Here is an 11,824-nt window from a genome sequence, read left to right on the forward strand (position 1 = left end):
GCGCATGTCTCGTGGGCTCGGAGATGTGTATAAGAGGCAGGTGGGGGAGGGTGATTCGCCGGACATGGCGGCATGAACTAGCACTGAAGCGCACGTTCCGCCCCTGCCGAATCATGTGGGCGCCTGCCGGCCAGGCGTTCCCGGAGGGATGCCATCAACGCGCGCTGTGCCGTATCGTCGTCGCATGACGACGCGGCGCACGCTCACCGACCTGATGGCTGAGGTGTCCCCCCGCGCCCGCGACTGGTCGTTACCACAGGACCTCGGCGTCGATCGCGTGACGGTCGCGGCTGCCTGGCTGGCGAGCGACGATCCGCCAGCGATGCTGCTCCTCCTCGCCGCGCTGCATCCCAAACGCGCCGAGGAAAGGTGCTTCGAACTGGCGACCCAGATGTCGTTCTTCGAGCCCATGCGGATCGAAGCACACGTGATGAGTCGCTGGCGCGGCGGCATGCTCACCAATGGCCGGAGTCCGTTCTACTTCCTTTCGCTCTACCAACGGCTGCGCAATGCCTTGCAGGCGTTCGAGGATCCCGAGCGGTCGCAACTCGGGTCCAAGCTCGCCGCGGCGATCCGCGTCGTCGTCCCCGACCCGTTCACGCCCGTCGCGCCCGCCGCATAGGACCCTCCGGCGGGAGAACCCCAAGTCCCACGGTGCTGGTGAGCCCCGGTGGAAATGAGCAACAGTGGTCCTTCGTAGACAGGGGACGGATCCGACCTCACCTCTCGCTGGAGCCTCGCTTGCGACGTTCGCTGCTGCTCGTCCTGATGTGTTCCCTGCTGGGGGCTTGCGCCCATGCGCCCGATGACAGGCCCGCGGAGTCTTCCCTGTTGAAGCAGTGGGAGCCTTCACCCGAAATCCGCCAGCGTTTGATCGATGCCGAGCAGGCCCTCCAGGGAGGGAACTTCGCGAAGGCGCTCGCGCTATACGAAGGCACCTGGGCGAGTGGGTACCACGACCCCTTCGTTGCCTATGGCGCCGCATCCGCTGCCTCCCGCGCGGGCGACGCGGCGAAGGGGCTCGCCTGGATGCGGCACAGCTCCAACGCGGGCTTGTCGGACGTGGGCGGCCTGCGGAAGGATCCGAGCCTCTCCGCCCTGCGCGCCCAGCCCGCGTTCGAAGCCATCGTCACGCGGGTCCAGGAGAACGCCCGGCGGATCCGCGCCGAGGGCCACGTGGGAAGCGAGCTGCCCGCGAGCACGCCCGAGGCAGAGGGCCTGTCCGCGGACGCACTGGCCGCGCTGCTGAAGGCCGCCGAAGAGAGCGGCACCTCCGGACTGGTGCTGCTGCGCCACGGCCGCCTCGTGGGCGAGTGGTACTTCGGCGGTGATACCCGGCGCATCGAGACCATGTCCGCCACCAAGGGCGTGGTGGCGCTGGCCATCGGGCTGCTCATCGACGAGGGGAGGATTGCCTCCGCGGACGCGCCTGTCTCCACCTTCTTCCCGGAGTGGAAGCAGGGCCGCAAGGCCCAGGTGACCCTGCGCCACCTGCTCAACCACACGTCGGGGCTCGAGGCCCAGCGCACCGCGATGGACATCTACCGTTCCCCGGACTTCGTGCGCTACGCGCTGGAGGCGGAGGTGGTGGACGCGCCGGGCAGTCGCTTCTTCTACAACAACAAGGCCGTCAACCTGCTCGCGGGCGTGGTGGAGCGCGCATCGGGAGAGAAGCTGGACGCGTACCTGCGCCGGCGTCTCTTCGCACCGCTCGGCATCCGGGACGTGGCATGGCAGAAGGACCCTGCTGGCAACCCACTGGGCATGTCGGGTCTGCGCATGCATCCGCTCGACTTCGCCAAGCTGGGCCAACTGCTGCTCCAGCGAGGCCAGTGGCAGGGCCGGCGCATCCTGAGCGAAGCGTGGATCCGCGAGTGCACCACGCCCTCCGTTCCAGCCCTGAGTCCGACGGGCGGACTGCTGTGGTGGTCGCTGTATGAGAAAGCCGTGAAGGTCATCGAGCCGGAGATGCTGGAGCGGGCGAAAGCCCAAGGCCTGTCCGAGGAGCTCGTGACACGCCTGCGCCCCTGGGTGAGCCGCCCCCTGGCGAAGGAGGACTTCATGACGGGGCTGGTCCCGGCGCTGGGCGGCATGGCGCCCTTCATGGAGTTCGTGCAGAAGGCCGCGCCGCTCGAACCGCGCTCCCAGGTGGCGGGCGCGCTCCAGGGCTATGCCGCGCTCGGGTCGCTGGGGCAGTTCCTCGTGGTGATTCCCGATGCGGAGCTGGTGGCGGTACGGCTGGCGGAGCCGGATGGCAGCGTGCCCGAGGAACGGATGGAGTTCTCCAACTTCCCCAGCCTGGTGACGAACCTCGTCCGGCCCTGACGTGCCTCAGGCGCCCCGCAGCACCTGCTCCAGCAGCGCCTGTCCCTCGGGCCACGACCCCAGCTTCGCCGCACTGCCGATGTGTCCCTTCGCACCGACATTCACCTGCCGCGAGCCCCAGTCCACGGCGAGGCCGGTGACACGCTCCATCGTGATGTAGGTGTCGTCGGTGCTCGCCACAACGAGCGAGGGAAACGGCAGCCGCAGGCGGGGAATCGGCGCGAAGCCCACCGTGCCCGGAGGAAATCCGGGCGCCTCGGTGTCACTGGGCGCGACGAGCAACGCGCCATGCACCCGGCTCGCAGTCGACGGATGGGCCGAGGCCCAGTGCGCCACCGTGATGCACGCGAGGCTGTGGGCCGCGAGCACCACGGGCCTTGGCGCCGTGGTGACCGCGCTCCAGCGTGGCCACCCAATCCTCGCGGCGGGGCGTGTTCCACTCCGCCTGCTCGACGCGCCTGCAGTCCGTCCGCTCCCGCTCCCAGAAGGTCTGCCAGTGCTCGGGCCCCGAGTTGTAGAGGCCCGGCAAGAGGAGGACGGTGGGAGCGGTGTCGATGGACATGGGGGCCCCGGACGTTATCGGTGGCCCCAATGGGGTCAAGGACGGGAGACGAGCAGGTCGTTGAGCGCGGCCAACAACCACGCGGACAATCGCCTTGACGCTCACTGCTCACCCCGCGGAGATGACTCCGGGCGTGATGCGGAAGTCCCTCCGGGTGAAGCGGGCCGCCAGGTCTTCGGGGCGGGTGGAGTAGTCCGTGCGCACCTCGGTGCTGGGGATGAGGTGATACGCCGCGCGCACCGCCTCCGGCCCCACCTCCACCACCGTGAAGCCGTGCGAGTCCGTGTCCACGAAGGCGATGCCCGGGTTGCCCTCGCGCAGCGTGGCCTGCTGCTCGGTGACGACGTAGCGGTAGACCGCCGAGCCGGGGGGGAAGCCCGCCGCCGTCACCGCGCCGGCCGCCTCCTCCTGGATGGATGACGAGGAGATGGACGGCGCCGTCACCGCCGCGACCCCCAGCTCCACCGACGCGAATGACGCGTGGATGTCCCCCGCCACGAACACCACGCGCTCGTTCGCCGCCGTCCGCAGCCCCTCCAGCAACTGGCGCTTGCGGTCCGGGAAGCCATCCCACTGGTCCACGTCGAAGGCGTACCGGTTGCGCACCTGCGCGGGCACGTCCGCCTTGTTGGACAGGTCCCAGATCATCGCCGTGGGCGACACCGAGCTGACCACCACCTTCCAGGTTCCGGGCTCTCGCGCCGCCGCCAGGAGCCACGCCTCCTGCGCCTGCCCCAGCGCGTCCTCCGACGCCCCGCCCGTCATCCCGAACCTCCACGCCGCGTAGATGTCGAAGGTGTCCTTGATGACGACGTAGCGGGCGCCCAGGCGGGAGAACAGGTCCGTCTTGCCCAGGTGCACGAAGGCGATCCCTCTCGGCTTGCCCGTGGGATCCAGGGGCGGCGCCCCGGCCTGCGTCAGCACCGCGTTCGCATAGGCGAGTGCGACATTGCCTCGCACCGTTGCCTCCGCGCGAGAGGTCGCGTCCGCCTGCGACAGCCCCGCGCCCACCGCGAGCTGCACATACGCGGCCTGCAGGATCGCCTTCTGCGGCGCGTTCTCCGCCGCGTCGATGTCCACGTACGCGAACGTGTCCGCGGCGAAGGCCGCCGTCAGGTTGAGGGACAGCAACACCGCCGCGTCCATCACCACCGTGCCCGGCCAGGCGTCCTCGGGGATGAGGTGGTCTGGACGGTAGCTGCGGTAATCCGTCACGAGCAGCCGCAGGTGGCGCCCGAAGGACAGGTCCCTCCAGATGCGCGCCTCCGGGTAGCGCGGAATCGAGTCCACCTCGACGGGGCCCGCGGGCGCGGCCGTCACGTCCAGGGGCTGGTATTCGAAGAAGGCTTGCTCCGCGTTGCGCCTGCGATCCGGTTCGAACTCATCCACGCGACCGTCCGTGTAGTTGGCGTGCGCGTCCCAGCAGTCGTCGGAGAACTCGTGGTCGTCCCAGACGACGATGAAGGGGTATCGCTCGTGGACCTGCTGGAGGAGCGGGTCGGAGCGGATGGCGCGGTAGATGTCGCGGTAGTTGGACACCGACTGCGCGGCGAGCCTCGGTCCTCCCGCCGCCGTGGGCAGCGGCAGCGCGGAGCCTGGGTCCTCGAAGGAGATGGAGCGTGGATCCCCCCCGGCATCCGTGAGCACCGTCTCGTAGATGTAGTCGCCGAGGAACACCACGAAATCCAGATCCTCGTCGAGCTGTAGCAGCCGCTGCCACGCGTTGTAGTAGCGCCCGATGAAGTCCTGGCAGTCCGCCACCACGAAGCGCGCGGGCACGTCCGCGTCGTCCGAGGGTGCGGTGCGCGTGCGTCCCACGGGGGACGAGAAGCGCTCGCGCTCCTGACCCTCCACCACGAACCGGTAGAAGTAGACGGTGCGCGGCGTGAGGTTCGTCACCTGCACGCGCAGGGTGTGGTCATCCTCGGCCAGCGCATGCAAGCCCTTGCGCTCCAGGACGAGGGTGCGGAAGTCCGCGCTCCTCGCCACCTGCAGCGTGAGTTCGACATCCGCGTCCGCATTCGCGGGGTCCACCGCGCGCGTCCACAGCACCACGCGGTCCGGGCGCGGGTCCCCCGAGGCCACGGACTGCGGGAAGCGCTGCCGGTCCTCGGTCGGGGGGCCGTCGTCGTCATCGTGGCAGGCAGCGGCCGTGCTCGCCGCGACGGCGACGATGCACTTGAGGACGGTCCTGCGGTGCAGGGGCTGGGACACGGGTGCTCCTCCGCGTACGGGCTTGCTGGCCCGGGGAGCGCGGGGCTAACGCAGCCCGGTGGACGCGGCATCCGACGGCGGGGCAGATGTCTCCGGCGAACAGCGCGCCAGGGGGCTTTCGGGGGATGGAAGACATCGCGCAGTCATGGGAGCCAATGACATTGAGGGCCCGCCATCACGCACGGACCGAGCTGGCCAGGAGAACTCGCTGATCTTGGTTTGCGGGGAGCGTGTAGACTTCGGAAATGAGCAAGCGAACCAGCGACCACAACCGCGCGACCTTCCTGATGGATGGCGAGGAGTTCTTCGGCACCTTCGCCGCATGTCTGGAGGAGGTGAAGCGCAGCGCCACCGAGCCCGTCGAGGTCGAGTCCCTGTCGAAGGGCGAGGGAAAAAAGGTCGCGGACGGGCCGGCTCCCGTGCCCCCGACGACCTACGTGCGGCTGGCCTACTGGGCGATGGAGAAGGGCCTTTCGCTGAAGCAGGACGACCACCACTTCACGATGGAGGTCGCCCTGAAGCAGCTGGCGGACGCGGGCGTCCACGTGGAGATCATCCTCTGGGACCCGGACGCCCTGTCCGCGAACGCCGGCGGCGATGACAACTTCGCGAAGAAGGTTGCCCGGGGGAACAAGGCGGTCCACACGGCGCTCAACGGGTACAAGGGAAAGATCCTGGTCTACCTGGAGAGCCATCCGGTGATCGGCGGAGTGGGCTATGGCTTGCACCAGAAGATGTCCATCTTCTCCATCCGCGGAAAGCTCAAGGCCCTGGTCGGCGGCTTCAACATGGAGGAGGAGTACTGGGACACCGGCTATCACTGGGGCCACCACCCCCTCAAAGGGCACAACCACACCCTGCACGACACGGCGGTGCTGGTGGAAGGGCCCGCGACGTGTCACATCGAGGAGGAGTGGCTGCGCCGCTGGAAGAGGCAGTCCCCGCTCATTTCCTTCGGGGCCAAGTCACCCCAGGAGGTGCGAGCGGAGGTCCGGGGGCCCGTATCGAGCCAGCCGACGGACGGCGGGCACCACATCTCCGTGCTGACGACGGGCGTCTCGGCCGTGTCGTCCACCGAGCACAGCATCCGTGATGAGATCAAGACCCTCATCCAGAACGCCACGACGTATCTCTATGCGGAGAACTACCAGTTCTTCGACCCCGACATCGTCGGCGAGGTCTGCCGGAAGCTGAAGGCGTGGAAGCCCTTCGAGGTCTGCGTGGTGATTCCAGACCCCGCCTGTGATCCAACCCACGCGAACACGCAGCTGTCCCGCATCGCGTACGCGCGGATGCTCCTGGCGAGCCTCAAGGAAAAGGAGGGCGTCAAGGGCAAGCTCGACGTGGCGCTGCAGAGCATCAAGCTCAAGGGCAGCTCAAAGCCGGTGCAGAACGACCCGGGGATGTATCACAAGGTCGTCAAGAAGAAGTCCGGCACCTGGATGGAGGAGGCCAGCCTCCAGGTGGCGCCCCGGCCCGTCGAGGGCGTGAAGATCCAGGACAAGCCGGTGCAGGTCGCGCTGGAGGCCATCGAGAGCCTGGAGTTCGCGGAGGGGGTGACGCCACGTGTGCAGTTCTACTGCCCGGTCCGCTCCCCGGGGCACTCCGGCGACTACGGCGATAGCACGAAGATCTACGTGCACTCGAAGCTGATGCTCATCGACTCGAAGCACGTCATCGTGGGAAGCGCCAACTTCGGCTACCGCAGCATGGAGTACGACGGTGAGATGAGCCTGCACATCCAGAGCGATGAGTTCGCGGTCTCGGTGAAGCAGAAGCTCTTCCCCCACTACAACGTGAAGTCCCTCAAGGAAGTGCCCGCCGCGCTTCGCGATGCCTCGCACGAGAATGCGGACCGGGCGGACCAGGTGAAGCTCATTGCCCGGAGTCCGGGACAGCTGGGCATCACCTCCGACGACGTGAAGGGCTACATGACGGAGAAGATGAAGGGCGCGAGCGTTGCGATGAACTACAAATGGTACTGAACCCAGCCGGGCCGCATGGACAGCTCCACACGGTTAATTCTCGCTAAGTGAATATTGCGGAGAGTGCGTGTTTGGCGCGAGCATGCGGTCCGCTGCTCGCCCTCCCTGGCGGGCGGTCTTCACCCTCAAGGAGTGTTCAGCACATGCGAATCCCCCGGACTCCCGGCCGTAGGACGCTGCTCGGAACGCTGCTGTGTACCCTTTCCCTTGTGGCCTGTGGTCCGGCCCCCGAGGCTGAGCCCTCCGACAACGCTGCCCTGGGCACGGAGAAGCAGCCCGTCGTCTACGGGACCGACAACCGCACGGACGTGTACGCGCACGCGAACGCCACGCTGCGCGCCCGCGCTCAGCAGTCCACCGTCGCGCTGATGAGCCCTTCGGACTTCAACGCGACCAACCCCAACAACGTCACCTTCAACGCGTCCACGCTGCGCTCCGCGTACAACCTCTGCACCTCCGAGCGCTTCCTGGACGACCCGACCCCGGCCTTCTGCTCCGGCACGCTCATCGACGATGACCTGGTGCTCACGGCGGGCCACTGCATCACCAGCGCGTCGGCCTGCACCAGCACGCGCTTCGTCTTCAACTTCTACCGCACCGCCGCCGGCACCCTGCAGACGGTGACGACCGCGGACATCTTCTCCTGCCAGTCGATTGTCGCGCGCCAGCAGGCCACGGTGGGCGGTCGCAACCTGGACTTCGCCATCGTCCGGCTGGACCGGCCGGCCACCCCGCGCTTCACGCCCGCGCCCATTCGCGCGGGCAACGCCGCGCTGCCCGTGGGCACCAACGTGACGGTCATCGGCTCGGGCAGCGGCATTCCCTTCAAGATCGACTCGGGCGGCTCGGTGCGTGATGCGCGCGCGGGCACGCTGGACTACTTCGTGGGCACCACGGACACGTTCGGCGGCAACTCGGGCTCGGGCGTGTACGAGAACAACGGCTACACGGTGGCCGGCATCCTGGTTCGCGGCGAGACCGACTACAAGGCCAGCGGGAGCTGCAACGTCGTCAACACCTGCACGGAGACGGGCTGCCGCGGCGAGGACATCACCTACGTTCGGCCGGCCATCGACGAGTACTGCGGCGTGGCGACCAGCACGCGCCTGTGCGCGGGCTACCCGCCGCCCCCGACGCCGGTGACGTTCACCTTCACCGCCACCAACACCAACAGCGCCAACCAGAACACCGTCAACCGTGACGTCACCCTGGCCGCGGGGCAGACCCTCAAGTTCGGCACGTGCACGGTGCCGGGAGCCTCCGGCACGGGTGACACGTACCTGCGCCTGTACAACGGAGCCACCCAGGTGGCCTCGAACGACGACGCCTGCGGCACGCTGTCCTACGCGAGCTTCAAGGCCACGACGGCGGGCACCTTCCAGATCCGCGCCGGCTGCTACAACAGCGGGAGCTGCAGCGGCACGGTGGCGTACACCGTCCAGTAGTCCCTGAAGGACCGAAGCGGGCGGTGGCGTCCGTCACCGCCCGCGCCGGGCTCCTTCACCCCGGCAGCACGATGGGCGAATCGTCATGGGCCCGCCGGGGTGCCGCGCCGCCGTCACTCACCTTCCGAGTTCGGTCGCGAGCAGATCGAACACCCGCCGGATGCGCTTGCTGGTGTTCAGCTCGCGGTGGGTCGTCAGCCAGATGGGAAGGAACAACGGGGTGAGGCTGGGGAGGGCCCGCCGGACCCGCGGCTCGGCGTCTCCCACGCGCTCGGGAGCGACGCCCACGCCGATGCCCTGCTTGACCATCTCCCAGTGCACGAGGTGGCTCCCCGTCAGCACCGGGAAATTCCGTTGCGTCAGGCTCAAGCCCAGCCCGTTCAGCCCGTTGAGCATGGCGTCCGTCCCGCCAAACCCGATGAAGTCGGCGCGGCTCAGTGCCTTCGGCGTACGTGGGTTGCCGATGCGCGCAAGGTAGCCGGTCGCGGCATACAGTCGCATCGGGTCGTCCCTGAGTTTGGTGGCGATGAGGTCGGGCTGGGTGGGGCGGAAGTTCCGGATCGCGATATCCGCCTCCCGCCTTCGCAGATCGACCGCGGTGTTGGTTGCGACGAGCTCGATGTCGATGCCCGGCACCTCGCGCCGAAGCTTCTCCACGATGGGCGGCAGCAGGAAGGCCGAGTAGATCTCGTTGGCCGAGACGCGGACCAGCCCGGTGATGCTCTGCGACTGTCCGCCGGCCGCGAGCGAGATGCGCCCCGCGGCGTCGCCCATGGCGCGAACGTGGTCGAGCAGCTCGCGCCCGCTCGGAGTCAGCGCGAGGTTCCGTCCCACACGCTCGAACAGCACCACACCCAGCTCGTCCTCGAGCGCGCTCACCTGACGCCCGAGGGTCGGCTGCGCCATGCCGAGCGCACGCGCCGCTGCCGTGAGCGAGCCCTCTTCGGCGGTGACCAGAAAGGCCCGCGCTCGGTTCCAATCAAAATTGACCGCCCGCCAATCCATGCATTTGCGCATATCAGGAGAAGCAATTCAGTCAATTCCGTCGGTGGCCGCGGAGGGCTATCTGTTCGACCATGACCTCCACTCCCAAGGCCGAGCGGCTCGTGTCCGCCGCGCTGGTCGCGCTCTCACTCGTGCCCATCCTGGCCGGCGCCGGCCGTCTGGCCGAGCTGGCGGGCGGCGCCGAGCTCACGCCGAGCAACGCGCGGTTCTTCGCATCGCCCCTCCCGGTGGTGCTGCACGTCCTCAGCGCCAGCGTGTACTGCATCCTGGGAGCCTTCCAGTTCGCCCCGGACTTTCGCCGTCGGCGGCCCGGCTGGCACCGCGTTGCTGGGCGGCTCCTGGTCGCGTGCGGCCTCGTGGCAGGGCTCTCGGGCTTGTGGATGACGTTGTTCTATCCCCGTGCCGAAGGCGACGGTGCGCTCCTCGACGGACTGCGGCTCCTGTTCGGCTCGGCGATGGTCCTGTTCCTCGTCCTGGGGCTGGCCGCGATCCCACGGCGGGACATGGTCGGCCACCGGGCCTGGATGATTCGAGGTTACGCGGTCGGTCTGGGCGCGGGCACGCAGGTGCTGGTCTCCGTGCCCTGGTTCCTCATCGTCGGAACGCCGGGCGAGCTCGCCAGAGCGCTGCTGTTGGGCGCCGGCTGGGTCATCAACCTCGCCGTGGCCGAGCGGGTCATTCGCCGCCAACCCGCCTCTCCCGTCCGCGCGGAGCGGCTCGCGGTGCCCATGACACGAGCGTGACCTACCCCGTGGGGGATGACGCCCGTCTCGTTATGAGGATGGTGCGTTCCATCTGGTGGGCCCCCAACGCCTGTCCCCCGAGGAGGGCGACCTGGTGGTCGCCCGGGTCACCGTCTCCGAGGTGGAAGCCCCTTTCCGGTCCGTGCCGGAAAGGGGCTTTCTGTTTCATCAGCCGCGAGGCGCCGAGCGGGGCGAGTACGTGGCGCCGTCCGGGCGGCTCGTGCGGTTCCGGGAGCCGGTGGAGCGCGCCCTGCGCGGGACGGTGCTCTACCGGCCCGGTGACTTCGCGTCCGCGAGGAATCCAGGCGGCGGCTTCCTGGGCGGAGCGAAGGCACAGGAGGAGGACCTGGCGCGTTGCTCGGCGCTCTACCAATGTGCTCCAGGTGGCGGCGCACCACGGCCACCGCACGCTGGTGCTGGGAGCGTGGGGCTGTGGCGCGTTCCGCAACGACCCGCGCGACGCGGCGGACGCCTTCGCCCGAGCCCTGGACACCTTTCCAGGAGTCTTCGAGCGCGTGGTGTTCGCGGTGTGGGAACGGGGAGGGGACGGACCGAACTCGCGGGCCTTCCGCGAGCGGTTCACGTGACCGAGGGTGGGGGCCATCCAGGTGGAGCGGTCCGGTGGCCCCCGGTGCATCACTTCTCCAGGTCGCCGACGATCTTCTGGAAGGGCGACGGCTGGCCGGACACCTTCTGGAAGAAGTTCCGGGCGTCGGTGCCCTCGTCGTAGTTCTTGAAGGCCACGTCGTTGCTGTTCTTCCCGTCGGGCTTCAGGCCCGAGTAGTCCTGGCGGGCCGGCAGGCCGTGCTCGGCGCGGATGGCGTTCTCGGTCGGCTGGGTCTTCGTGTGCGGCGTGGGGCGCAGGCCGATGGTCTCGAACTCCTCCCGCAGGCGGAGGCGGTCGTCGACGGTCTCCTTCATGTCGGCCGAGTGCGACGGGTACTGCTTGAAGACGGGGGCGTCCGCGTGCTTGCTGGCGGCCAGGGGGCTCACCTGGAGGCCGTTGGACGCGCGCCAGGCATGGACCGACTCATGGCCCAGGCTGTTGAAGCGCTGGCCGCCGCCGTTCTCGTTGTACTTGACGTCGCTGGCCGTGCCAGCGCCGGGCTGGCCGTCGAAGCGGTACGCCGGGCGGGTGGACGACAGGGTGCCGTCGTTGCGGGGCACATGCGAGTTGGGCAGCGCCGAGTTGCGGCCCGAGTAGACGTCCATCGCCGTCAGCGGCTGGCGCAGCGTGCCCGTGGCGCCGGGGTTCACGGCCTGGGTGCGGCCGTTGATGTCATTCAGCATCTGGTTGCCGACGGGCTTGCTCGTCAGGCGGTTGGTGGAGGTGCGCACGTCCTGCGTGAAGTCCGCGAAGTCCGCGCCGGACTGGCCGCTGTCACGGCGGGTCCGGATGCCCTGGAGCTTGGGGTCCACCACGCCGTAGTCGGTGGGCTTGAGGTTGTTCTTGCCCGCCTGCAGCTGCTCGGGCGTGGCCAGGGGCTTCGGCTTCGCGGTCTCAGGCTTCGCCGGCAGGCTGTCGCTGCGGGGGCGGGCGGTGGA

Annotated in this window: 8 protein-coding genes and 2 pseudogenes; 6 read left to right on the forward strand and 4 right to left on the reverse strand. The window is 68.7% G+C overall.

Features of this window, described 5'->3' with window-relative positions; translation table 11 throughout:
- Positions 1-184: 184 nt before the first annotated feature.
- Both D7W79_RS30080 and D7W79_RS30085 read left to right on the forward strand, forming a co-directional pair.
- Positions 185-622 carry a hypothetical protein gene (locus D7W79_RS30080; protein ID WP_120528818.1) on the forward strand — a complete coding sequence of 146 codons (438 nt, stop codon included), beginning with the start codon at positions 185-187 and terminating at the stop codon, positions 620-622.
- Between the two features lie 119 nt (positions 623-741).
- Positions 742-2,325, forward strand: a complete 1,584-nt coding sequence (locus D7W79_RS30085) for a serine hydrolase domain-containing protein (RefSeq protein WP_120528819.1) — start codon at positions 742-744, stop codon at positions 2,323-2,325.
- A 6-nt stretch (positions 2,326-2,331) separates the two neighbouring features.
- Here D7W79_RS30085 and D7W79_RS30090 read toward each other — a convergent pair.
- Together D7W79_RS30090 and D7W79_RS30095 are read right to left on the reverse strand one after the other, a co-directional pair.
- Positions 2,332-2,887 (reverse strand): annotated as a pseudogene (locus D7W79_RS30090) (RBBP9/YdeN family alpha/beta hydrolase).
- A gap of 108 nt (positions 2,888-2,995) precedes the next feature.
- Positions 2,996-5,101 carry an alkaline phosphatase D family protein gene (locus D7W79_RS30095; RefSeq protein WP_120528820.1) on the reverse strand — a complete coding sequence of 702 codons (2,106 nt, stop codon included), beginning with the start codon at positions 5,099-5,101 and terminating at the stop codon, positions 2,996-2,998.
- Between the two features lie 245 nt (positions 5,102-5,346).
- Here D7W79_RS30095 and D7W79_RS30100 point away from each other — a divergent pair, with 245 nt between their 5' ends.
- Both D7W79_RS30100 and D7W79_RS30105 read left to right on the forward strand, forming a co-directional pair.
- On the forward strand, positions 5,347-7,086 hold the full coding sequence (locus tag D7W79_RS30100) for a phospholipase D-like domain-containing protein (RefSeq protein WP_120528821.1): 1,740 nt from the start codon (positions 5,347-5,349) through the stop codon (positions 7,084-7,086).
- Between the two features lie 143 nt (positions 7,087-7,229).
- Entirely contained in the window at positions 7,230-8,531 is a 1,302-nt protein-coding gene (locus D7W79_RS30105; RefSeq protein ID WP_120528822.1) for a trypsin-like serine peptidase, read from the forward strand.
- Positions 8,532-8,648: 117 nt separating this feature from the next.
- Here the strand turns inward: D7W79_RS30105 and D7W79_RS30110 are convergent, their stop codons facing one another.
- On the reverse strand, positions 8,649-9,548 hold the full coding sequence (locus tag D7W79_RS30110) for a LysR family transcriptional regulator (protein WP_244222050.1): 900 nt from the start codon (positions 9,546-9,548) through the stop codon (positions 8,649-8,651).
- A 59-nt stretch (positions 9,549-9,607) separates the two neighbouring features.
- Between D7W79_RS30110 and D7W79_RS30115 the strand changes: the two genes are divergently transcribed.
- Positions 9,608-10,279 carry a DUF2306 domain-containing protein gene (locus D7W79_RS30115; RefSeq protein WP_120528824.1) on the forward strand — a complete coding sequence of 224 codons (672 nt, stop codon included), beginning with the start codon at positions 9,608-9,610 and terminating at the stop codon, positions 10,277-10,279.
- 142 nt (positions 10,280-10,421) lie between these two features.
- A pseudogene (locus tag D7W79_RS30120) lies at positions 10,422-10,866 on the forward strand (TIGR02452 family protein).
- Between the two features lie 49 nt (positions 10,867-10,915).
- On the opposite strand, the gene D7W79_RS30125 reads toward D7W79_RS30120, so the two are convergent.
- Positions 10,916-11,824, reverse strand: a 909-nt coding sequence (locus D7W79_RS30125) for a M91 family zinc metallopeptidase (RefSeq protein WP_244222051.1), incomplete at its 5' end; no start/stop codon positions are given.

This window comes from Corallococcus exercitus (genome assembly GCF_003611585.1).
GTDB lineage: Bacteria > Myxococcota > Myxococcia > Myxococcales > Myxococcaceae > Corallococcus > Corallococcus exercitus.